19 protein-coding genes are annotated in these 23,007 nt (G+C 63.7%); 7 read left to right on the top strand and 12 right to left on the bottom strand.

Features of this window, described 5'->3' with window-relative positions; genetic code table 11:
• Nucleotides 1-48: 48 nt before the first annotated feature.
• On the bottom strand, nucleotides 49-1,377 hold the full coding sequence (locus CKO40_RS05215) for a NupC/NupG family nucleoside CNT transporter (RefSeq protein ID WP_200345135.1): 1,329 nt from the start codon (nucleotides 1,375-1,377) through the stop codon (nucleotides 49-51).
• 570 nt (nucleotides 1,378-1,947) lie between these two features.
• Between CKO40_RS05215 and CKO40_RS05210 the strand changes: the two genes are divergently transcribed.
• Together CKO40_RS05210 and CKO40_RS05205 are read left to right on the top strand one after the other, a co-directional pair.
• On the top strand, nucleotides 1,948-2,529 hold the full coding sequence (locus CKO40_RS05210; protein ID WP_200345134.1) for a thioredoxin family protein: 582 nt from the start codon (nucleotides 1,948-1,950) through the stop codon (nucleotides 2,527-2,529).
• 251 nt (nucleotides 2,530-2,780) lie between these two features.
• Nucleotides 2,781-3,080, top strand: coding sequence for an acylphosphatase (locus CKO40_RS05205; RefSeq protein ID WP_200345133.1), 300 nt, complete (start codon nucleotides 2,781-2,783; stop codon nucleotides 3,078-3,080).
• Here the strand turns inward: CKO40_RS05205 and cpdA are convergent.
• Nucleotides 3,050-3,892, bottom strand: coding sequence for a 3',5'-cyclic-AMP phosphodiesterase (gene cpdA / locus CKO40_RS05200; RefSeq protein ID WP_200345132.1), 843 nt, complete (start codon nucleotides 3,890-3,892; stop codon nucleotides 3,050-3,052). The genes CKO40_RS05205 and cpdA overlap by 31 nt on opposite strands.
• Before the next feature lie 357 nt (nucleotides 3,893-4,249).
• Nucleotides 4,250-5,893, bottom strand: a complete 1,644-nt coding sequence (locus CKO40_RS05195; protein ID WP_200345131.1) for an alpha/beta hydrolase — start codon at nucleotides 5,891-5,893, stop codon at nucleotides 4,250-4,252.
• Nucleotides 5,894-6,088: 195 nt separating this feature from the next.
• On the opposite strand from CKO40_RS05195, the gene CKO40_RS05190 reads away from it, so the two are divergent.
• Genes CKO40_RS05190 through CKO40_RS05180 form a run of 3 tightly spaced genes read left to right on the top strand, consistent with a single transcriptional unit; the run spans nucleotide 6,089 to nucleotide 8,347 of the window.
• Nucleotides 6,089-6,583: a cyclic nucleotide-binding domain-containing protein gene (locus CKO40_RS05190; RefSeq protein WP_200345130.1), complete on the top strand. Its 495-nt coding sequence runs from the start codon at nucleotides 6,089-6,091 to the stop codon at nucleotides 6,581-6,583.
• 43 nt (nucleotides 6,584-6,626) lie between these two features.
• Nucleotides 6,627-7,346, top strand: a complete 720-nt coding sequence (locus CKO40_RS05185) for a hypothetical protein (protein WP_200345129.1) — start codon at nucleotides 6,627-6,629, stop codon at nucleotides 7,344-7,346.
• Entirely contained in the window at nucleotides 7,343-8,347 is a 1,005-nt protein-coding gene (locus tag CKO40_RS05180; RefSeq protein WP_200345128.1) for a metallophosphoesterase family protein, read from the top strand. The genes CKO40_RS05185 and CKO40_RS05180 overlap by 4 nt, the downstream gene beginning before the upstream one ends.
• Here the strand turns inward: CKO40_RS05180 and folE2 are convergent.
• The 4 genes from folE2 to CKO40_RS05160 form a co-directional block, all read right to left on the bottom strand.
• Nucleotides 8,344-9,192, bottom strand: coding sequence for a GTP cyclohydrolase FolE2 (gene folE2 / locus CKO40_RS05175; RefSeq protein ID WP_207173423.1), 849 nt, complete (start codon nucleotides 9,190-9,192; stop codon nucleotides 8,344-8,346). The two genes, CKO40_RS05180 and folE2, sit on opposite strands and share 4 nt — an antisense overlap.
• A 172-nt stretch (nucleotides 9,193-9,364) precedes the next feature.
• Entirely contained in the window at nucleotides 9,365-10,048 is a 684-nt protein-coding gene (locus CKO40_RS05170; RefSeq protein WP_200345126.1) for a S1 family peptidase, read from the bottom strand.
• Nucleotides 10,049-10,125: 77 nt separating this feature from the next.
• On the bottom strand, nucleotides 10,126-11,079 hold the full coding sequence (locus CKO40_RS05165) for a glycine betaine ABC transporter substrate-binding protein (protein WP_200345125.1): 954 nt from the start codon (nucleotides 11,077-11,079) through the stop codon (nucleotides 10,126-10,128).
• On the bottom strand, nucleotides 11,076-12,959 hold the full coding sequence (locus CKO40_RS05160) for a BCCT family transporter (RefSeq protein WP_200345124.1): 1,884 nt from the start codon (nucleotides 12,957-12,959) through the stop codon (nucleotides 11,076-11,078). The genes CKO40_RS05165 and CKO40_RS05160 overlap by 4 nt, the downstream gene beginning before the upstream one ends.
• Nucleotides 12,960-13,385: 426 nt before the next feature.
• On the opposite strand from CKO40_RS05160, the gene CKO40_RS05155 reads away from it, so the two are divergent.
• Complete coding sequence (locus CKO40_RS05155) at nucleotides 13,386-14,873, top strand: hypothetical protein (RefSeq protein WP_242476839.1); 1,488 nt, start codon at nucleotides 13,386-13,388, stop codon at nucleotides 14,871-14,873.
• A 797-nt stretch (nucleotides 14,874-15,670) separates the two neighbouring features.
• Here CKO40_RS05155 and CKO40_RS05150 read toward each other — a convergent pair.
• The 5 genes from CKO40_RS05150 to CKO40_RS05130 form a co-directional block, all read right to left on the bottom strand.
• Nucleotides 15,671-16,540 carry a glycine betaine ABC transporter substrate-binding protein gene (locus tag CKO40_RS05150; RefSeq protein WP_200345123.1) on the bottom strand — a complete coding sequence of 290 codons (870 nt, stop codon included), beginning with the start codon at nucleotides 16,538-16,540 and terminating at the stop codon, nucleotides 15,671-15,673.
• A 494-nt stretch (nucleotides 16,541-17,034) separates the two neighbouring features.
• Nucleotides 17,035-17,955 (bottom strand): ABC transporter permease, encoded by a 921-nt coding sequence (locus CKO40_RS05145; protein ID WP_200345122.1) that lies wholly within the window; start codon nucleotides 17,953-17,955, stop codon nucleotides 17,035-17,037.
• A gap of 3 nt (nucleotides 17,956-17,958) precedes the next feature.
• Nucleotides 17,959-19,149: a glycine betaine/L-proline ABC transporter ATP-binding protein ProV gene (gene proV / locus CKO40_RS05140; RefSeq protein ID WP_200345121.1), complete on the bottom strand. Its 1,191-nt coding sequence runs from the start codon at nucleotides 19,147-19,149 to the stop codon at nucleotides 17,959-17,961.
• 491 nt (nucleotides 19,150-19,640) lie between these two features.
• Nucleotides 19,641-20,543: a (2E,6E)-farnesyl diphosphate synthase gene (gene ispA / locus CKO40_RS05135; protein WP_200345120.1), complete on the bottom strand. Its 903-nt coding sequence runs from the start codon at nucleotides 20,541-20,543 to the stop codon at nucleotides 19,641-19,643.
• A gap of 20 nt (nucleotides 20,544-20,563) precedes the next feature.
• On the bottom strand, nucleotides 20,564-20,896 hold the full coding sequence (locus CKO40_RS05130; RefSeq protein ID WP_200345119.1) for an exodeoxyribonuclease VII small subunit: 333 nt from the start codon (nucleotides 20,894-20,896) through the stop codon (nucleotides 20,564-20,566).
• 116 nt (nucleotides 20,897-21,012) lie between these two features.
• Between CKO40_RS05130 and parE the strand changes: the two genes are divergently transcribed.
• Nucleotides 21,013-22,899 carry a DNA topoisomerase IV subunit B gene (gene parE / locus CKO40_RS05125; protein WP_200345118.1) on the top strand — a complete coding sequence of 629 codons (1,887 nt, stop codon included), beginning with the start codon at nucleotides 21,013-21,015 and terminating at the stop codon, nucleotides 22,897-22,899.
• Nucleotides 22,900-23,007: the final 108 nt, after the last annotated feature.

Here is a 23,007-nt window from a genome sequence, read left to right as displayed (position 1 = left end):
TGAACTGGCCGATGAGCGAACCGGCTGGGCGCCGGTAGCCAGCATCGCCTACCCGATCAGAAAACCTGCGACGGCTCCGGTCATCAGGGTCGCGAGGGTGCCCGCGAAGATCGATTTGAGGCCCAGCGCGGCGATCTCGGCGCGGCGCTCCGGCACCAGGCTGCCGAGCCCGCCGAGCATGATCCCGAGGCTGCCGAGGTTGGCGAAGCCGCAGAGCGCATAGGTCATGATCAGCCGGCTACGCTCCGAAAGGGCGCCTGGCGGCAGTTCGGCCAGCGCGACGAAGGCCAGGAGCTCATTGAGCACCGTCTTGGTTCCCATCAAGGCGCCGGCAGTCGTCGCCTCCTGCCAGGGGATGCCGATCAGCCAGACCAGCGGCGCGAATAGCCAGCCGAGCATGCGCTCCAACTGCAGCGATTGGCCACCGACCTGAGGCAGGAAGGCGAGCAGCTCGTTGGCCAGGGTCACCAGTGCGACCATCACGATCAACAGCGCGATGATGTTGAGCAGCAGTGGGACCGCTTCCAATGTACCCCGTGTGATCGCATCCAGGGTGCTGCCATAGCGGCTCTCGAGCCCTGTTGCGGGCACGTCCGGGGCGCCGACTGGAGGCGGATCGGTGTTGGCCTCGGCGTTGTCCTCGGCGTTGGCGATCGCCTTGCCATGGAACTGCATCGGCACCATCAGCTCGGCGACCGCTAGCGCGGCCGGGGCGCTGATCAGCGAGGCGGTCAACAGATGGCCGAGCGCGTTCGGGATGCTGTCGCCCAGCAATGAGGCATAGAGCATCATCACGGTTCCGGCAATGGTTGCCATGCCGGTGACCATCAGCGCGAACAGCTCACCTCGGCTCATCGCCTTCAGATAAGGCCTGATCAGCAGCGGCGCCTCGACCATCCCCATGAAGATATTGGCTGCGGTGCCGAGGCCCAGCGCGCCACTGACCCCGAGGCTGCGGCGTAGGAGCCATGCGAGCGCGTTGACGACCAGTGGCAGCACTCGCCAGTGGAATAGCAGCGCCGAGAGGGCGCCGATGACCAGCACCAGCGGTAGGGCGCGGAAGGCGAGGATGAAACGATTGCTGGGCTCGACGATCTCGAACGGGGCCGGACCGCCGCCCAGATAGCCGAAGACGAAGCCGGCCCCGGCATCTGTGGCCTTTTGGATACCCTCGACCACCGCATTGATCGCGATGAACAGGCTGCGCGCTTCGGGCACTCCGAGCAGAAGACCGGCGAGCGCAAGCTGCAGGCCGAGTCCGCCGATCAGGACCCGGTAGGAGATGGCCCGGCGGTTCTCGCTGAGCAGCCAGGCGATCAGGATCAGCACGGCGATCCCGAATGAACCCTGCAGCAGTTGCGCGATCGAGGTGGTCATAACCTGCTGCCGGAGCCGCTCGGCGGGCTATCCTGGACGCCTCGTGATCGGTCTACGATGACCCGTTGGGACTCGAATGGGCGGATTGTCTGTCGTGCGCCACCAGTTTACCCGCTTCGGCTTCAGTGGGTTCGGCTTGTCGTTCCGCCGGGACTCATCCAAACGGAGGAGCCGCCTATTTGCGGTATCTGGCGGCCTCTTGGTGTCCGGATCACATCAGTCGGGACAATAAGTGGGTTCATCTTCAGCGGGTTCGTCGAGCGGCCGTGTCGGGCCGCGCGTTGCAACGCCGCCGTCTTGTTCGCACAATGCGTTGGCGACCGAGACGCCTGCCCAGGCTTGGGTCCTCGATGGCCGCAAGGTCTGAGGACCCCTGCTGGGAACCGCCGCGTTCCTGCTCGGGTCTGCAGCAAAGGCCTATGGAGCCGTCCTGCCGCGGGTGCCGTTGTTCTGGACCGAGAAGGGTCCCTCCTGATGCGATCACGATGGGGCCAGGATGTGGGTGCTCTGCTTCAGATGGGCAGATCTGTGGGATGCGTGGCGAGATCAATCGACCTTGAGGAATCGACGATGTCTTTGATGCGATACATGGGAGCGGTGAAGCGCTTCGCGGCGCTGCCGCTATTGATGTTGCTGGCCGGGCCGGCCCTCGCCGCCGATCCAGGCCGTGATCCGGGCGACTATTTCTTCAACCAGACCTTCGGCGACTTCAGCGAAGAGCTTCAGCTCGCTCAGGACGAGGGCAAGGACGGCATCCTGCTGATGTTCGAGATGGATGAATGTCCGTTCTGTCACCGGATGAAGACCCGCGTGCTGAATCAGCCCGAGGTTCAGGACTACTTTCGCGAGCACTTTCTGATCTTCCCGGTCGATGTCGAGGGGGATATCGAGGTTGTCGACTTCGAGGGCAATACCGCACCGGAGAAGGAGTTCGCGCTCAAGCAGTTCCGTGTTCGCGCGACCCCGGTGTTCGCGTTCTTCGATCTCGATGGCAAGCTCGTGGCGCGCTACACGGGCGCGACCCGCGATGTCGAGGAGTTCATGCTCCTCGGTCGATACGTCGTTGAAGACGCCTACAAGGAGACCACGTTCACCAAGTACAAGCGGGCCATGCGCAGCGCCGGGCAGCAGGCGTCGCTCGCCGGCCCGTAGCAAGTCAGTAACAGAGCCGATTGCCGCTCGCTCGGGCCCAGCTAGCGTTGCCAGCGCAGGCCCTTGTTCGCACAGGCCCTTGTTCGCACAGGCCCGTATTCGATCGAATCCGTTTCAGATCAGGACCGTTTCAGGTCAGATTAGCGACCGATTAAACCGCGTCCAGAGGCAGAAACGTCATTCTTCCGCAGCAGGCGCGGTCAAAATTGCACATCCCAAACTGGACCCAGTGTAGACGCAGGAGATCCGCAATGAATCAGCCCGAGCCGAAACCATCCGACGGTGCTCGCTGCATGCGCTGCTTGATCAGCGGGCGTGTTCAAGGCGTCTTCTTTCGCGCGTCGGCCCGTGATCAGGCGCAGCGACTGGGCGTGTCCGGCTATGCGAGCAACCTTCCCGATGGCCGGGTCGAGGTACTGGCTTGCGGCCAGCCCGAGGCGTTGGATGCGTTCAAGGCCTGGCTCGGTCGCGGCCCCTCAGCTGCCGAGGTCACCGACGTCGCCTGCGAGTCGGTCGCCTATCAGCACAGGAGTGGCTTCTCGACCGCCTGAGGGATGACCTCGACACGCTCGATGCCGGTGTTGAGGCGTCCGTCCGCGTGGAGTTCCAGCCAGCGATAACCGGGCGGCTCGTCATCGAGGGTGAATTCTTCATGACCCGGTGCGAATTGAGCGCAGGTAGAGGGCGTGGCGAGGAGCCGCGTGGACCCCTGCCGTCGGTCAAACGACTGGTGGACATGGCCCCACAGGATCAACCGGAGCTGAGGATAGCGAGCCGTCAGCCCGAGGAGCGCTGCACCGTCCTCGACCTTCATGGTGTCGATCCAGCGACTGCCGACCGGGACCGGCTGGTGATGGAGGGAGATCAGCGTCGGGCGCCCCTGGTTCGAGGCGAGATGCTGTTCGACTGCCTCGAGCGTTCCCGGCTGCAGCCGTCCGGCGTCCGAGCCGTCGATCGTGGAATCCAAGAGCAAGAGATCCCAGCTGCCGATCCGCTCGGCACGAAAGGGCTCGGCTGCGAGGGCGTCGACCGCCTTCGCGAGGAGCCCCTTATGATCATGGTTGCCCGGGATGCAAAAGCAGGGGATACCACAGCGGTCGATGACTTGGCGCAGGTAACGGTAGCCCTCGAGGCGTTCGTCATGGACCAGATCGCCTGTGAAGAGGATCACGTCGGGCGGCCAATGTCTTACCTGTGACTGCGCAAGGACCGCCTCGAAGGTGGAGCGGGTCGGAACGCCGAACAGGGTCTGATCTGGATCGGCGTAGAGATGGAGGTCGGTGAACTGCAGCACGCGCTGGATACCCTGCCTGGCATGCCAAGGGCCGGCGCCAGGTTGGCGCGCTGGGTCAGATTGGGCCATTCGGTCGGCTTCTTCTCAAGCGGCATCGAACTAATCGTCTTACAGAGATGTAGCACTGGCACCCCGTAGAGGCAATGCGCCGGTTAACGAATTATGACCGGGTTCGCAATGCGGGAAAGCGCGCGGCAAGGGTCGATCGAACGGGTGCAAGCAAGCGGCGATCCCGAGGCCGATTGACGCTGTCCGCAAGGGTCGTGCGGTAGGAACCCGCTTGCGGGCGACCAGACCGCGCTCGCGGCGACGAAGATCGCCCGCAAGCGGGCTCCTACAGCGCTGAGAGCACAGATAGCAGGACCCGGTGGCAGGACCCGGTGGCAGGAAAAGGGTCTCGGTCTCTCTGACGCGATGCACGAGCGCTCAATCGGCGATTGGAAAGCTCGCTGTAATCGCGACCGCGAAGATGAGGGCATTGGTCAGGGCGCCAACCAACGGGTGCCCGGTTCGGCGATAGATCCAGCCGCTGAAGAGTCCGAAGACGATGAACAGGATCAGGATGGCCGGGATGATGATGACGAGGAAGAACAGCTGCCCGAGGTCCAACGCGACCGCGAGCATCAAAGAGGCCAAGAAGAGCCCTTTTGTGAACGCATAGGCGCCGCGGGCTGCGCCTTCGCCGCGCGTGATCCATTCGTCGATGCTGAACCAGAGCGCCGTCGCGGTCAGCAGCACGATCAGGATGAGGACGCGATGCGGGTCGGGCAGGAAGGCCGCGACATAGCGATCCGTTGGCAGGGCGATCGTCAGGGTCAGGTAGACGATCACGGCGACCAGCGCGATGATCAGCGCCGATAGGGAGCTTTGCGGCCGTTCGGCCTTCGGGCGCTTGCCCCAGAGGACGAGCGCGATGCCGCTGAGCAGGGCGTAGACCGCAAAATGCAGCGCGATGTAGTCGGCGATGGCAATGGACAGGAAATCGCTTGGAACAGGTCTGAGGATCAGCGGCGTGAACAGTGCCGGCAGCGCGGCCACGGGCAGCAATCGGCGCCACTCGAGGCCGGCACCCAGCGGTTGCGGGCTCACGCGCGGCAGCAGGCGACTGAGGGGCCAGGCGAGCAGTATCACGCCTAAGAAGTAGAGTCCGAGCCAGAGGCCGCGTCGATCCACCCAACCGCTGCCTTGGTGATCGAAGACCTGATTGAGCCAGCTCAGGGCCGCTTCCAGCGATTGCTGGCTGTAGAGCACGCCGATGTGCTCGACCGCGTCGGCGATCACCAGCCTGCGCGCACTGCCGCTCTGCTGCCCGCCATAGGTGACCCCGGCAGCGACCTGATCCGGCGGCAATCCCGCGACCGCAGCGACGGCCTCACGGCCCTGTTGATGGATCATCTCTGGCTCCCAGGCGCCATAGATGAACAGCATATTGGCCGGGCTCTCGCCCGGTTGGTACGGGCCGAGCTCTTGCGACAGGTAGGGAGAGACGGCGACCAGGGCGTCGACCCCGATCCGGTCGGGACGCCCAGAAGTCGGCTCGGACTGCGGCGGCATGGACGCCGGGTCGGTCTCGGCCTCCGTGCTCGCATAGCGTACCGCGATGTCGCCTGCCATCGAGTGCCCGAGGAGCGCCAGCCGGCCATCGTATTGCGGCAGCGCAGCGGCATAATCGACGACCGCCGCCAGCGCGTCGAGCAGGATCTGGGCGCGGCGCGGCGCGCCGATCGCACCCTCGAGCGGTCGCGGGTTGGCACCGTGGCCAGGGAAATCGAGGGAGACAACGGTATAGCCGTTGCGCGCCAGGGTCAGCGCGAAGGGCTGCATCATCTGGCGCGACCCGGAGAAACCGTGGGCGATGACGACGATCGGGGCCTGATCGACGTCGATTGGTTCATAGACGGTCAGCGGCGCCTCTGGGAGCGTGCTGTGCTCAGTTGTCAGACCTTGATCCGTCGTGCCCAATCGGAGCAGACCAACCAGCATCAGCACAATGGCGACAAGGGCTGCCAGTCCGTCGATCAGCCGGAAACGCCTCCCGCGGCCGTGTTGGGGGGAAGTGGTGATTGTCATGGGGCCGGGTGTCGTTCGTCTTGTGGCGGACCGGTTCTGTCTGGGCGAGGGGTTTGCGCGGCCGGATGTCGTGCGTCGACGGCATTCTAGCAGGGCATCACAGAATGCTGATTGCGGTCCCGCGGATTGACAGAGAGATCGTCATCGAGTTCTGCTAGATTTGCAGCGTTCTGGAAGGCAACGGTAGCCATGATGATGAGCGTAGTAATCGACGAACCGACAACGGCCGAAGGTTTGAGGGCATCGGTGCTCGCGACTGAGCTCGATACGATCGAGCTCGCGAGACTGGCTGAGGTGATGGGTCAGGTGCGCCTCCGCGATGGGGCCTGGGCGGTACGCGAGGGCGAGCAGCGGCGAACCCTGTTCGTGCTGATCGAAGGCCGTTTGGATGTGACGCATCGCAGCGAAGGGTCCGATACGGCCGTCTACCGGATGGCGCCCGGCGAATGCGCCGGTACGCGGGCCTTTGTCGACGGTTCCCCACGAAAGGCCGGGTTGCGCGCGGCGGGTGATTGCGTCCTGCTTACGCTCGAGCCAGATGATTTCGAGGCGCTACTGGAACAGCAGCCGCGGCTGGTGCTCAAGGTGATGCGGGCGCTGTTCCGGATCACGCACAGCAACCTGATGCGCGCGAACCAGGAGAGCGATCAGCTGCGCAACTATGTGACCCGGTCGCACGGCCGCTACTGAGGCAATGCGTCCGTCAGCCGCAAGGGGCAGGCCAACGGGTTGGTTGCAACGTCGCGCCGAGCGTGCGCGCGCTGACCGCATCGTCGCGTCCCTGCCGCTCTATCAGGTGGCCTTATGGCCAGATGGCTGGGAGCACGCCGAGGATGGCGGCGTGATCGTGCGCGACACCCATGAGATCGCCGAGGCCCGGCGCTGGTACCAGATGGCCGAGCGCAACGGCGCCGGGCAGGGCCAGAGCAGGGGACCGCAGGCAGCGAAGACCATGCGTCTGCACGGGATCGGCGTTCCGCGAAGCCTGGTCGAGCTCTCTGGACGCCGCTTTGCCTCCGAGCAGGCCGCGTCGGTGGCGGTGCGCCTGGTTGCCAATGACTGGATCGAGCAGCGTCGCCGGATGCTGGCTGAGAATCCATGCCGGCTCCTCGCGCTGCGGGCTCAGACCTGGAGCGGATCACGGCACCGGCGCTTCGATGACGGCAATGCGGTCCAGGGTCTGCTGCGCTGGTTGGTCGGCCTCTGTGTCGCGGAGCACTTGACCCCTGCCGCGAGGTTCCGGCTCGATGTCCGTGCCGATGATGGCTATGGACTCAAGGGCTGGCGCTGTCGGGTCCGGGTCGATCTCGATGAGACTCAATGCCAGGCGGTCGGCGATGCGATCAGGCTCGCATTGATTCCTTGGAATCGGCAGGCGTTGCGAGATGAGAAGCCCTACCCGCTGATATCGGTGTGGGTCGAGCGCGGCGAGCGAGCTGAAGACGGCCGATGAACGCTCCGGAATCCGCTGGCGCGCATCTGCCGCGCATCCTGTACCTCTGGGTTCTGGTTGCAGCGCTGGCGCTGATCGCGGGAACCGCGACCGCCGATCCGGTCGCGGCGGGAAAGGCGCTTCGGTTCTTCGTCGTCGGCGATGCCCCCTATGCCGATGCCGAATACGAGCCTTTTGCGCGCTTGTTGGAGCAGGCCGGTGCGCGGTCGCCCTCGTTCATCGTCCACGTCGGTGATATCAAGGGTGGGGGCCAGCCCTGCAGCGAGGCACGCAACCGGCGCATCGCGACGCTGTTCAAGGAACAGACGGCGCCCGTGCTCTATACGCCCGGGGACAATGAATGGACCGACTGCCATCGGCGCTCGGCTGGACGCCATGATCCGCTCGAGCGGCTCGCGGCAGTGAGGGAGCGGTTCTTCGCCGATCCGAAGGTGCTTCATAATCAGTCGTTGGGCTTGGTCGTTCCCGATCCGGCGTTTCCGGAGAACGCCTATCTGGTGCGCGACGGCGTGATGCTCGTACTACTCCATGTGGTGGGGAGTCAGAACCATCACCGACCCGATTCGCCATCGGCGATGGCGGAATGGGAGCGTCGTTCTGCGGCCAACCGCGCGCTGTTGCAGGCGGCGACGGCCGCGGCAAGGGAAGAGCGGGCGCGGGCGCTGGTGCTGTTCTTCCATGCCAATCCAGGCTTCGAGCGGACCGCGCCTGAGGAAGGCTTTCGTCCCTTGTTGGCCGACTTGCGGCGATTGCTCGAGCGCTACCCAAGGCCAGTCCTGGCCGTGCATGGCGATACCCACCGCTTCCAATTCAATCAGCCGCTGGCCGGCGCCGCTGATCACGATCGGGCGGGTCAGGATGGTCGTCGGTTCTGGCGTCTCGAGGTGCCCGGCTCGCCATTCCTAGGCGGTGTTTGGGTGACAGTGACGGGCGATACAGAAGCCCCGTTCAAGATCGAGGTGGTCTTTTTACGTGCCGAGACGGCATTCGAGGGCCGCTAGCGATCCTGTTCGACCATCGCATAGGCCGAGTGATTGTGGATCGACTCGAAGTTCTCGGCTTCGACCCGATACGCGCCGATACGGGTATCGGCATTGAGACGGCGCGCGACATCACGGACCGTGTCCTCGACGAACTTGGGGTTGTCGTAGGCGTGCTCGGTCACGTACTTCTCATCCGGACGCTTCAATAGGCCATAGAGCTCGGCGCTGGCCTCGGATTCGACCATCTCGATCAGCTCCTCGATCCAGAGGAAGCCTCGCGTCTGGGCCTCGACGGTGACATGAGAGCGTTGGTTGTGCGCGCCATAGCGAGAGATCTCTTTCGAGCAAGGGCACAGGCTCGTCACCGGGACCACGACCTTGATCGAAAGCTCCGGCTGGCCGGCACGGACCTCGCCGATCAACGTGACGTCGTAATCAAGCAGGCTTTGGACCCCGGTCACCGGTGCGCGCTTGTTGACGAAGAACGGGAAGCGCATCTCGATATGACCGGCCTCCGACTCGAGCCGCTCGGCCATCTCTGTGAGCATCTCCTTGAAGGTGCCGACGCCGATCTCGTGTTCGTGCCCGTTCAAGATCGCGACGAAGCGCGACATGTGCGTCCCTTTGAAATGGTGGGGCAGGAACACGTACATGTTGAAGGTCGCGACCGTGTGCTGCTCGCGGCCGCGGCGATCCTTGATCCGGACCGGATGGCGGATGTCTTTGATGCCGACCTTGTTGATCGCGATCCGGCGTTCGTCGCGACTCGCCTGGACGTCCGCGATCTCGCAGGCAGCGGCTGGGCTGCTCGCGTCGGTTGAGGGTTCGAGGTTGGCCGACGCCGAAGGTGGCGGGCTGGTCAGCAGGGAATCCACAGACAAAGCTCCAACGGTGAAACGGGATGGGGCGGCGCGTGGGCGCAACCGGTAACGGCCCCGATTGGTCTTTCTTGATCACAGAGAGTGCGGCCCTCGCGTTCGCGCGACAACCCCGACTCGGGTCCAGGACCAGGCACTTGGCTTCTTGCGCTCCGGCTCAGTCGTGCTCGAAGAGCCCCTCGGCCTTCATCAGTGCCGTCCCGTAGTCGAGATCGACGGCAAAGGAGATGTTGGTGTTTCGGGCCGGGCGGCGCTCCCAATCCGCATCCTGGACGATGACGTCGGCCGGTTCGAAGCGGCCGCTGATGACCCCGACGATGTGTCCATCCTGCACATGGATCAGCGGTCCGCCAATATCGCCGTTTTGGACCATGTTGTCGAACAGGATCAACCTCGTGTCGTTGTAGGAGCGGATCTTCGCCGAAGCATAGCCGCCGACCGTCAGCGAGGTATGGATCTGATCATGCCCGAACGAATAGCCCAAGCTCATGACCATGGCGCCGGGCAGCACGTTCTCTCCGCTGCCCAAGAAGTCGTCGGGGATACCGATGTCGAGCGCTTGGTCGATCTTGAGCAGCGCAACATCATGCGCCGAATCGCGCCGAGCGACCGAAACCGCCATCGCAGCGACTCGGTCGAAGGTGATCGGATGGAATTCACCGCCGCTCGAGGTCGGGACGACGAGCAGCCCTTCGGTCTCGGTCACAAGGTGGGCTGAGGTCAGCAGATAACCCTGCTCATGGACAACGAAGGCGCTGCCGAGGAAGTCGACCGACTCCCCGTTGTCGCGGACGAGCATCAGACAGCCGCCGCGGAATTTTTGGCTGATGCCTTGCAGCATGTGGCGTTCTCCGTGCGCGTGAGTGCACGGCCGGCTGAGGCGGCCGTGTGAAGGGTGGTATCAAAGCGCGGGCAATATTACGGCGCGCCGGCCTCGAGCCAGGCATCGACGCGGTCAGGATAGGCGCGCGTCCAACGCAGGGCCTGGGCATAGGGGTCCCGACCCTGATCTTGGTGGATCCAAACCAGGAGCCGCTCCATTGCCTGCGGGTCCCACTCGAAGCGATCGAGCAGGGCTGCCGCCTGCGGGCGCTCATCGGCAAGGCCAAGGCGCGCCATCGTATGGATGCGCCCGCTGCCGCCATAGACGTCCTCGGGATCATCGAGAAAGCGCAGCGACCAGCGGCCGAACATCCAGTGCGGGACCCAGCCGGTGACGACGATCGGACGATTGCGCGCGACGGCGTTGGCGAGTGCCTCGGTCATCGTCGCCTCGTTGCCGGTGATCAGCCGGAATCCAGCGAGCCCGTAGACGTCGATCGCACGCTCGGTGGCGGTCATGATGCCCGCCTCCGGATCGATCCCCTGGATGCGACCGCCGAGCATCCGGCGATGCTCGGCAAGCTCAGGAATGCTGTGGATATTCAGGCTGGGCCGGGTACGCTCGCCTTGGGCGCCGGTCTGTCGGCCAACGCCCGTCGCCGGCACCACCAGGCCGGTGCGGGTTCCGACCAGATTCGGACCCAGGTCATCAAGCTGATCGCCAAAGGCTGCGAAGTAGTCGGCATGGGTGTCGGGAAGCCAGGCCGAGAGCATGGCATCGGCCTCGCCCTCGGCAACCAGGCGCCACATCTCATCGGCACTGGTCTCGATCAGCTCGCAGCCCAGGTCGAGCCGTTCCTCCAACACCACGCAGACGACGTTCGCACTCGCGACCGACGACGACCAATCGACATAAGCGATCCGGATTGGCGGCGCGGCGTGGCCGACAGCGGTGACGAAGCAGGCGAGGGCCGCGGTCAACAGCGGCAATGCCGGGTGTATCCGACGCCGCTGAGCCTGCCTTCGGCGGTGGAAAGGGCCCTTGATCATGCGCTGCCTCCGCTCTTCGGCTGCTCTGTGGCCGGCTGATCGGTGCGACTGGTGTCAGGTCCTGGGCCTTGCGGGTCCTTGGTCGATTTGCTGACGCCAAACGCCGCGACGGCGGGCCGCGGACGGACGGCAGCGCCCGTGGCGCGTTGGATATGACCGGTTGGAACCCAGAACTGGCGTCGCCCGAAGGTTGGCATCTTGCGTGTCGCATGGGTCCGGTACTCGGGGCCTTCATAGCCGCCGAGGTTGAGCTCGAAGGTTTGGCCGGTCTTGTAGTGGACGAGACCGAGATGGAGTGACCAGCACATGCCGAGCAGGATGATCGCGAATGGCAGACCGGTCGAGATCGCTGCAGTTTGGAGCGCAACCAGACCACCGCCGAGTAGCAGCGCTGCGGCGACTGTGCCCTCCATCACGGCCCAGAACACCCGTTGGACCACCGGCGGTTCGGTGTTACCGCCGGCGGTGATGATGTCGATCACGAGCGAGCCGGAGTCGGACGAGGTCACGAAGAAGGTGATGATGACGGTGATCGCGACGACCGACGAGATCGCGCTCAACGGCAGGTTTTCGAGCATCACGAACAGCGAGACCGGGATGTTCTCCTGGACCGCCTTGGCCAAGCCGCCGGCGCCGAACATCTCGATATCCAGTGCGGTGGCGCCAAAGGTGGTCACCCACATGAAGGTGACCAGCGTCGGCACGAGCAGCACGCCCTTGATGAATTCGCGGATCGTGCGTCCGTAGGAGACGCGCGCGATGAACATACCGACGAACGGCGACCAAGCGATCCACCAGCCCCAGTAGAAGACCGTCCAGCCGTTCTGCCAGTCGGTGTCGTCGTAGGTCTCGTTCCAGGTGCTGAGCGCCGGGAAGTTCTGCACATAGACACCGATATTCTCGATGAAGGCGTTGAGGATGAACAGGGTCGGTCCGACCAGCAGCACGAAGAACATCAGGATCGCGGCGACGACGACGTTCATCTGACTCAATAGTTTGATGCCGGAGTCCAGGCCGCGGACGACCGACCAGGTCGCGACGCCGGTGATGCCGGCGATCAGCAACAGCTGGACTGTCGTGCTCTGCGGGATGAAGTCGACGAGGTGGCTGAGACCGGCGTTGACCTGCTGGACGCCGAGCCCGAGCGAGGTCGCGACGCCGAACATGGTCGCGACCGTGGCCATGATGTCGATGATGTTGCCGATCGGCCCATAGATCCGCTCGCCGAAGACGGGGTAGAACACCGCGCGAATCGACAGCGGCAGACCCTTGTTGAAGGCGAAGAAGCCGAGCGAGAGCCCGACCAGTGCATAGATCGCCCAGGGATGCAGTCCCCAATGCAGGAAGGTGAAATCCATCGCGACGCGGGCAGCCTCTGGGGTGCCCGGTTCCGCCAGTGGTGACGCCACATAGTGGAACATCGGCTCGGCGACGCCGTAGAACAGTAGGCCGATCCCCATCCCGGCGCTGAACAGCATTGCGAACCAACCGAGCGTCGAAAACTCTGGCTTGGCACCTTCCCCACCGAGCCGGATATCGCCGTAGCGCCCGAGCAAGAGCGCGATCACGTAGATCAGGATCACGTTCATCGTGCCGACGAAGAACCAGCCGGCATACTTCGAGACCACCCCCTGAACCGTATTGAACAGGTTGTCGACGGTGTTCTCGAAGAAGATGGTGAGGCCGACGAAGAGGATGATGATGGCCGCCGAGACGAAGAAGACCCAGGGATGGACGTCGAGCTGGAGCCAGCCGGGGCGACCGGAATCCGGCCTGTTGGTGGCCCCGGTGCTTGGACCGGCGCTGGCCCCGGTCGTCGTCACGCTGCCCGGGCCGGTGTTCGAGTCGGTGTTCGGTGGGGAGTCGCTCGATTCTTGCATAAGCTCATCAGCTCGCTCGTGATCCGCTGCAGGCCGCTGAATCCTAACCTAAGCGAGCTCGATGCCGAAAGTTCGGAAACAACGCTTTTTTGCGGCGGTTGCCCCGTCTGCACCGGGCGCTCCGTCGCCCCGTGGAGCACGCCCGTCAAGGTCGGGTAGGCCCTGGGGCGCCCTTCCTACTGCGTTGTGTGAACGGCATTTCCGTTAATCCTGGCGGTGAGATGACAGAAAGATGACGCGGGCCGATGACTTGCGCGATTTTCGATGCTGTGATCTAGAAAAAACACTGTTCCCGATATAAACTACAAGATGTTGCGCAGGGGCAACATGTCGCGTCGATTGTTCATTCGTCGGTCGCGCGCGAGCGACGTTGCACAAGCAACGCGATCGATTCTTCCACTCACACACGCTAGGTCATAGGTCACTATGAATACCCAGATACCGCGCGCGACTCGCGCATCTGCCGAGCGTCTACGGTCAGGGCCACAGGCCTCCCGCACGCTGCTTGCCCTCAGCCTCGCCGCCGTCCTTGGCGCGCCACAACTTGCAACGGCCGCCGCTGATCCGGCGACACTCGAGCGGCGGATCGCCGAGCTCCAGGCCGAGCTCAGTCGGGCTCAGGCCGAGCTTGCCGCTGCCAAGGCCGATGCCGAAGCCGCGAACGAGAAGGCAGCGGCAGCGGAGGCACAGCTTGATGATTCCGGTCCGCCGGTGGCGGACAAGATCCAGTTCGGGCCCTTGACGATCGGCGGTGCGATCCGGGCCAATTACATCCTTGGGAGCTATCCGGATCGCGGCGATGGTCCGTCGCGCGGGGGCAATGGCGGCGATTTCGAGCTGGACACCTTCCGAATCAATATGGACCTGAAGTACGACCAGCTGGTCGGAAAGCTCGAGTACCGCTGGTATCCTGGTTATAACTTCATCCATACAGGATGGTTGGGGTGGGACTTCGACGACGGCAGCCAGGTCCAGGTTGGTATCAACCGCGTGCCGTTCGGCCCCGGTCCCTATGGCGTCTCGCAGAGCTGGTTCTTCGATCAGCACTACTATGTCGGTCTGTCCGATGATATGGACCTCGGCATCAAATATGTCACCGATATCGGCAATCTGAGCCTCGATTTCGCCTACTATGCGCGCAGCGAATGGAACGGCAACGGGACCAGTCAGGACAGCACGCGCTATGGCTATGACGCCGTTGAATGGCATTCGGGGGTTTCGCCTAATGGAATCGTCTTGGACGGAGACAATGCTCCACCGCCAAATGGTTACCGAGAGCGTAATCAGTTCAATATCCGAGCAATTTATACTTTTGAGGACATGCCGGTTGCGACTGATCTCGGCGTCTCATTGCAATATGGACAGCTCAAAGGACGGCGGGCCGATGATGGCCATCACTGGGCGGCTTCCGTTCATATGACCAACAGCTGGAACAACTGGCTGCTCGCGACCCAGCTGACGCGCTACAAGTACGATATCGACTCGGATAACCCGCTCAACACCGACACCCTGTTGCCGATGGGCGCCTATGACTTCGCCTGGCCGGTTGCCTCGGAGGCCTGGTTGCCGGCAGTCTCGCTCAGTTACCTCTACGAGACGCCGCAGATCCCCTGGCTGGATTCGGTGCGCCCGTACGTCGAGTACTCGAGCATCATCAAGGAAGAAGGCGACTTCAACGACAGTCAGCTTGTCACCTTGGGCGCGGCATGGGCGCGCGGCGGTTGGTACATCTACACCGACCTGGCCTTCTCCGACGGCAACTATTTCGTCGGTAGCGAGACTGAAGACGGGAACGCGGAAACCTTTAATGACGCGGACCTGTTTTCGTCTACTGCTGGTGTTGGCGACTTCGGTGCCAATGGCAACGATCACTGGAACTATCGCTTCAACATCAACTTCGGCTACTACTTCTGATCGAAGCCTGAGCGGTGCGGTGCCACCGCCCGCGTTGGTGCGGCCCGCGTTGGTGTGATCAGAAGAGGTCGAACTTGGCAACGGCGCTCGATCCGAGCAGGGTCGGGCGCCGTTGTGCGTCTGTCACGCCGCTGGTTTCGGACGGGGACGGGGCGTGCACTGGTGCAAGACAGCGGACACCCCGAGACCGATGGTCGCTGCCGCCAATGGTCGTGGGGTAGGAGCCCGTTTGCGGGCGATCTTCGCCGCCGCGAGCGTGGCCTGGTCGCCCGCAAGCGGGCCCCTACAACGCTGAGGGCCAGGTGGCGGAAAAAGGTCTCGGCATTTCTGACGCGATGCACTAGTGGTCGTAGCGGTCATTACCCATGGGTGCGCTGCATGAAGCGCCAGCAGTGGAGCCACTGCAAAGGGTTGCATGCCGGGCTATAGCCATTCCGCCTGATCGCCGGACAGAAAGCGCCGGAACAGTCAGCACCGATGGGCTCAGCTTGTCCGGAAATCAGGGCGAGTGACGATAAGCGGTCCACTGCGGTTTCTCGGTTCAAGGCTTGAATCCGGTGGCAGCAGCCGGCGGTTCACCAAACGACAACCGCCACCGACCTGAGAGGGTCGGTGGCGGCGTTTCAGCGCCGAAGCGGGCTCGGCGCGTCAAAGGAGATTGACCAGGCGGCTCAACCGGCTGCGCCGCCCGCTGAGGAGATGCTCGCCGCAACCTGCACAACGGCCAATGACCGTTTCCAGTTCCAAGCAATGCCGGGCGAGCGATCGGCCGCCGGCCGCTTGGCCAGGAGCGCGACTCAGAGCTCGCCGGTGACCCAGTAGTTGATCCGATCCTGATTGTTTTCGATGTACTTGGTCACCGCATCCTCGTAGGAGGTCTCCTGAGCATCGTACATCGCCGCCTGCAGGTCATCGATCGGGATCTGCATCCGCGAGATGAAGCTTGCCGCCTCGATGTCCTCCTGATAGAAGCCCTTGCGTGCGAGTGCGACAACACGCTCGAAGCTACCGAGCACGCCCTTGGGGTCTTCCAGATAGCGCAGGTCATAGGCGCCGAACATCCAGTGCGGGCTCCAGGCAGTGACGACGATCCAGTCGTCGCGGCGGACCGCACGCTCGAGCGCCGCCGTCATACCGGCCCCGGATGAGATCTGGAGCTCGTAGTCGTCGAGCTCGTAGTCCTTGACGGCCTGCTTCGACAGGCGGGTCAGACCAGCGCCCGGATCGATTCCGGTGATGGTCTCGTCGAGCTTCTCTTTGACCTCGTCCTTCTTCAGGTCCTCGATGCTGCTCACCATGTCTTCGGGGACATAGGCCGGCACCGCCCAGCCCAGACGGGCGTGGGTGTAGAGGATGCCGAGCGGGACGACATCGTTGCAGACCTTCTCCAGGTAATCGGCGTGCGTCCCGGGAAGCCAGGACATCAGCATCATATCGAGGCTACCGGTCGAGAGCCCCTGGTATTGGGGGGCGATATCGGTCTGCAGCAGCTCGACCTCATAGCCCATCTCGTCTTCAAGGATGCGCTTGGCGAGTTTGGTGACGAATTCGGCGTCCGACCAGGCTGTCCAGCCGATCTTGACGGTCTTTTCGGCCGCCATCGCGCTGCCGAGCGATAGCGCGAGCGCACCGGCGAGCAAGACGTTGGTTAAGGTCTTCATAGACATCGTCAGTCCTCAATGGGTTGATGAATGACATCGGAGCGGAAGATGCGAGTGTCTCACATGTTCCGAGTAGGGCAGGATGCCCCGTCATACTCGACCGCCGGTGGCGAGCGAGAATGGTGGCGCGCAAGCGCCAGGCCGATCGCAGCCGCGCATGACGACCGATCGGTTTTCAGCGCAGACCTCGAGCGCAGCGGTTGGGGCATTGCGAGCACCCCGGGTCTGCCGAGCGAGGCGCTCGATCGGTGCTGCTGCGCCGGCACGGCCGCGCTGAATTCGGCGATAATTGGACCCCCTGGGCCTTGGGCCAGGGCGTCTCTCAGACCAGGCCCGCCTCGCGTGATCCCGGAGCGGACTGACCGGTGCGGCCGCGGACAAGCCGTTATTCTGCCGATGCGGGATCTCGTTGAAGTCTGATTACACTGCGTCCAGTTTGGGATGTGCAATTCTGATCGCGCCCGCTGCGGAAAAATGACGTTTCTGTCTCTGGACGCGGTTTAGACATCCGATGATTGGGATTCCTTCCAGCGCTCGAAGGCTTGGCGCATGCGCCCAACGAATGATGGCGCTGCGGCGGCGCCTCCAACGGCGCCGAAGCTTTGGGTGATGCGGTCGAGCAGGATTGCGAGCAGTACGACGCCGAGACCGCCCTCGAAGCCGAGCCCGACATCAAGGCGCTGGATGCCGGTCAAGACCGTGTTGCCGAGCCCGCCGGCGCCGATCATCGACGCGATCACCACCATCGACAACGCCAGCATGATCGTCTGGTTGATGCCGGCCATGATCGAGGGCATCGCGAGGGGGAGTTGCACCTTGAAGAGCAATTGGTGATTGGTGCAGCCGAATGCCTTGCCGGCCTCGACGTGCTCTTCGCTGACCTGCCGGATGCCCAGATTGGTCAGGCGCACCGCCGGCGGCATCGCGAAGATCAGGGTTGCGATCGACCCGGGCACCTTGCCGAGGCCGAAGAAGATGGCGGCCGGGATCAGATAGACGAACGGCGGCATCGTCTGCATGAAGTCCAGCACCGGGCGCACGACGGCCTCGACCGGGTCGTGCCGGGCCATCGCGATGCCGATCGGGATGCCGATGATCAAGGCCACCAGGCTCGACGCGATCACGAGCGCCAACGTGGAGATCGTCTCCGGCCAGATGCCCATCCCGAAGATCAGCACCATCGCTGCGACCGAGAACAGGCCGAACTTCCAGCCGACGCGCCAGGTTGCGATCACGACGATCAGCGCGGCGAGCAGCACCGGCGGGACGGCTTGCAGGCCGCCCTCGAACGAATCGATCACGAGCTCGAGCACCTCGGAGATGCCGTCGAGCACGCCGGTCAGGTTGATCTGAATCCAGTCGACCCCGTCGGCGACCCAGTCGCCGATCGGGATTTGGAAATCGGTGATACCGTTGGCCATGGGTCAGGTCGTCTTGTCCAAGGTGTGGAGCAGGATCGTCTTGTCGACGACGCCGCGATAGCGTCCATCCGCATCGAGCACTGGCACTGGCCGCTCGCTCGCGGTGACGCGGGTCAGCACCTCGGACAGCTCCATCTCGGCGGGGACCGGCTCGGCGTCCTTCAGGAAGGCCGCCTCCCACTGCGGGTTGTCGCTCGCGGCGGCGGCCGCCAGGCTGTTGACCGTGACCAGCCCGCGGAACTGCCCGCCCCGATCGATCACGACCGCGACGTCGCCGCGGTGATCTCGCAGCTGTGCCAGCGCCGAGCGCAGGTTGACACCGGTGCGCTCGAATACCGCGAGCAGGCTCTTCGATGCGATATCACCGGCGTTGAAGACCTTGCTGACATCGACGCCATAGAAGAACGAGCGCACGTAGTCATTGGCCGGTTTGGTGACGATCTCCTCTGGGGTGCCGATCTGGACGATGGCGCCGCCTTCCATGATCGCGATCCGATCCCCGATCCGGATTGCCTCGTCGAGATCGTGCGAGATGAAGACGATCGTATGCGCCTCGGTCTCCTGCAGTCGGACCAGCTCGTCCTGCATCTCGGTGCGGATCAGCGGGTCGAGGGCCGAGAACGCCTCGTCCATCAACAGGATCGGCGCCTCGGTCGCAAGTGCGCGGGCAAGCCCGACGCGCTGCTTCATGCCGCCGGAGAGTTCATCCGGATAACTGTCGGCGTTGGGGGCCAATCCAACCGTTTCGAGCGCCCGCATCGCCTGATCGCGCTGCTCGGTCTTGCTGGCGCCGGAGACATTGAGACCGAATGCGGCGTTCTCGGCGACCGTCTTGTGCGGGAGCAGTGCGAACGACTGAAACACCATGCTCATCGTGCTGCGCCGCATCTCGATGAGCTGCTTCTTGCTCATCTGAGTGATGTCGTGACCGTTTACGATGACCTGTCCACGGGTCGGCTCGATGAGGCGATTGAGCATCCGAACCAGCGTGGACTTGCCTGAGCCTGAAAGGCCCATGACGACGAAGACCTCGCCTTCGCGGATGCTGAAGTTGGCCTTCTGAACGCCGACCGTCGTGCGGGTGCGCTCGAAGATCGCATCCTTCGAGAGCCCTTGCTCCAACAGCGCAAGCGCCTCGTCAGGCTCAGGACCGAAGATCTTGTACAGATCCTTTATTACAACCTTGTCTTGCATCAGATTTGAACAGCATGACCGATCAGCTGACTTCGGGACGGGCCAGACGCGATCAGTGCGGAAAGGGTTAAACGAGGCTAACAGCTTCGTCCATTGCTTTCAACAAATTCACCCGTAGCCTCAGAAGGCCATAACAGAATGGTCCCTGTGGCGGTTCAATCAGGAGCTTGCGCGAGTCAAGCAGCCGTTTTGATCGGGCCTCTTATTGACCTCAAGCGAGTGACGACGATCCTTCCAATACAGAGGATGGGTTCTGTCGCTCATTGGGTTAGCGCCAAGCACGATGAAGTAGGCGAAGCACGATTCAGCCTTGGCCGATGCTTGGGTTTGACTGCGCTTCGAGAGGTGGGGCGATGGCATTGCTTCGCCGATTCAACGAAACATTGCAATGAGCTCCGGCTGCTGGATCATCGTCGATTGAATCATGACGATCGGGTGATGACCGATTGTTCCGGCTGTCCGTTTCCCAGTCCCGCCTCATCGGTCCCGCCTCATCGGTCACGGCTGACGATGTACTGGGCGATCCAACGCAATGGGTCTGCGCCGTCATCGAAGCACTCGAGGCTCCTGAGCGCATCGTTGACGAGATCGTTGGCGGCCTCGTGTGCCGGCGCGATCCCCATCAGCGATGGGTAGGTGGCCTTCGCGTGCACCACATCGGCCCCGCTCTGTTTACCGATGACGTCGGTTTCACCTTCCACGTCGAGTAGATCGTCTTGGATCTGAAACGCCAATCCAATGCACTTCGCATAATGGTCGAGTGCGTCGGCGCGCGCCGGCTCGAGGTCCGGGCAGGCCAGCGAGGCCATTTGGACACTGGCCCGGATCAGGGCGCCAGTCTTGTGGATGTGGATGTTCTCGAGCATCACGAGGTCGAGCTCGGTGCCCTCTGATTCGAGATCGAGCGCCTGTCCGCCGGCCATCCCGATCGATCCAGCCGCGCGCGCGAGCGCCGCCACCATCGCGACGCGGATCGAATCATCGATCTCGTCGATCGGCTCCTGGGCGAGGGTCGCGAAGGCGAGGGTCTGTAACGCGTCCCCGGCGAGGATTGCGGTGGCCTCGTCAAATGCCTTGTGGCAGCTTGGCCGACCCCGCCGGAGGTCGTCGTCGTCCATTGCCGGCAGATCGTCATGGACCAGCGAGTAGCCGTGAATGAGCTCGATCGCGACGGCCCCGGCGTCGACGCGCCCCTTAGGGATGCCGAGCGCCTGCGCGCCGGCATAGGCGAGCGTCGGCCGCACTCGCTTACCGCTGCCGAGCACTGCATACCGCATCGCCTGATGGAGACGAGCGGGGGGCTGTTCGGCGGGCGGAAGTGCCTGCTCCAAGGCCGCCTCGACGCGCGCCTGGCATTCGGAGAAGAAGGTTTTCAGCTGGGGCGCGTTCTGCATGAGGTGGCTATTTGGGTTGGCTAATCGTGACTCAGCTTGGAGGCATCCGCGCTCGGGTCGTTCTCTGGCCCCGGGTCAGGGGTGGGCTGGGAAGAGGGCGCGCCGGGCGGCTGCCCGGATACCGAGAAGGGCTCGGGCTCTGCCTCGGTGGTCTGTTCGCTCAGGATGCGGACCCGCTGCTCGGCTTGCTCGAGCGCCTGCTGGCAGCCGCGACTCAAACGCACGCCTTGTTCGAAGGCCTCAAGCGATGCCTCGAGTGTGAGATCCCCGTGCTCGAGCTGATCGACGATGGCCTCCAGGGCTTGCAGCGAGGCCTCGAACTGTTTGGGATCGGCGATGGTGTCGTTGCTCATGGGGTATTTGAACCATGCTTTCGAACTACGGTACCGTAGTCGGCTTTGGCCGGTCAACGCAGCGAGACTGCTGCGCGCTGCGGTCCAGGTTATCGAAAGGAGCATTCCGCCACCGCATGAGCGGACAGTACGATTCTTCGTCGATCGAGGTCCTCAGCGGCCTCGACCCGGTGCGCAAGCGTCCGGGGATGTACACAGACACCACCCGGCCCAATCACCTCGTGCAGGAGGTGATCGACAACAGTGTCGATGAGGCGCTGGTCGGTCAGGCGAGCCGCATCGATGTGATCCTGTATCAGGACGGCTCGATCGAGGTCAGCGACGACGGCCGCGGCATGCCCGTCGATGTCCACCCCCAGCAGGGTCTCCCCGGCGTCGAGGTCATCCTGACCAAGCTCCACGCTGGCGGCAAGTTCTCGGCCGGCAGTTACCGCTTCGCCGGCGGGCTGCACGGCGTCGGTGTCTCGGTGGTCAACGCCCTCTCGAGGCAGCTGCAGGTCTGGGTCAAGCGGGACGGCAAGGAATACAGCATCGCCTTTGCCGGCGGACACAAGACGGCCGAGCTGACCGAGATCGGCAAGGTCGGCCGTCACAACAGCGGCACGCGGCTGCGATTCTGGCCTGACGAGCGCTACTTCGATTCGCCGAAGGTCTCGGTGCGGCAGCTGACCCATCTGCTCCGTGCCAAGGCGGTGCTCTGTCCCGGTCTGGATGTGCGCTACCGCGACGAGAATACCGGCGACGAACAACAATGGTGCTATGCCGACGGCCTGAGGGACTATCTCGCCGAGGCGCTCGGTGATGCGGAGCGGGTGCCCGATGGGCTGTTCGTCGGCGCGCTCGAGGGGCAGACGGAGGCCGCGAGCTGGGCGATTGCCTGGCTGCCCGAGGCCGGCGATCCGGTCACCGAGAGCTATGTGAACCTGATCCCGACGGTTCAGGGGGGCACCCACGTCAACGGTTTTCGCACCGGTCTGACCGAGGCGGTGCGCGAGTTCTGCGAGTTCCGCAACCTGCTGCCGCGCAGTGTCAAGCTGGCGCCCGAGGACGTCTGGGCACGCGCGAGCTGGGTCTTGTCGGTCAAGCTCGCCGATCCACAGTTCTCGGGGCAGACCAAGGAGCGTCTCTCGTCGCGCGAATGCGCGGCCTTCGTCTCGGGCGTCGTCAAGGATGCCTTCAGTCTCTGGCTCAACGAGCATGTCGCCGATGCCGAGCGGATCGCCGAGATCGCGATCGGTGCCGCCCAGGCGCGGCTGCGGGCCGGACGTGCGGTCACGCGCAAACGGGTCACGCAGGGGCCGGCGTTACCGGGCAAGCTGGCCGACTGCACCGCGACCGATCCGGTCCGCAGCGAGCTGTTTCTGGTCGAGGGCGACTCGGCCGGGGGGTCGGCGAAGCAGGCGCGGGATCGGGAGTTTCAGGCGGTGATGCCGCTGCGCGGTAAGATCCTGAACACCTGGGAGGTCGACCCCGCCGAGGTGCTCGGGTCGCAAGAGGTGCACGATATCGCCATTGCCATCGGTGTCGACCCGGGTAGCGATGAGCTGTCCCGGCTGCGGTTCGGCAAGATCTGCATCCTCGCCGATGCCGATTCCGATGGCGCCCATATTGCCACGCTGCTCTGTGCGTTGTTCCTGAAGCACTTTCCCCGCCTGGTCGCGGCCGGCCACATCTATGTCGCGATGCCGCCGCTGTACCGGATCGATGTCGGCAAGCAGGTGTTCTACGCGCTCGATGATGCTGAGCGTCGCGGGGTGCTGGAGCGGATCGCGGCCGAGAGGCTCAAGGGCAAGGTCAGCGTGCAGCGGTTCAAAGGGCTCGGCGAGATGAATCCCCAGCAGCTGCGCGAGACCACGATCCATCCCGATACCCGGCGATTGGTCCAGTTGACGGTTGACCCTGGCGATGCAAGCGCTACCTTGATGGATATGCTGCTGGCAAAGAGGCGGGCCGCCGATCGCCGCGCTTGGCTGCAAGAGAAAGGTGATCTTGCCGAGGTCTAATTGACGGTTGGCAGCAAAGCCCGTACCGAATCGCGCGGGATCTTCGTTTGCCAATCGCCTAAGGAGCCGTAACAGGATGCCTCCTGTGGCCAGACAAATCAGAGGCTT

The sequence above is a fragment of the Halochromatium glycolicum genome (genome assembly GCF_016584085.1).
Lineage (GTDB): Bacteria > Pseudomonadota > Gammaproteobacteria > Chromatiales > Chromatiaceae > Lamprobacter > Lamprobacter glycolicus.
This window is presented reverse-complemented; position numbering and strand designations above follow the sequence as displayed.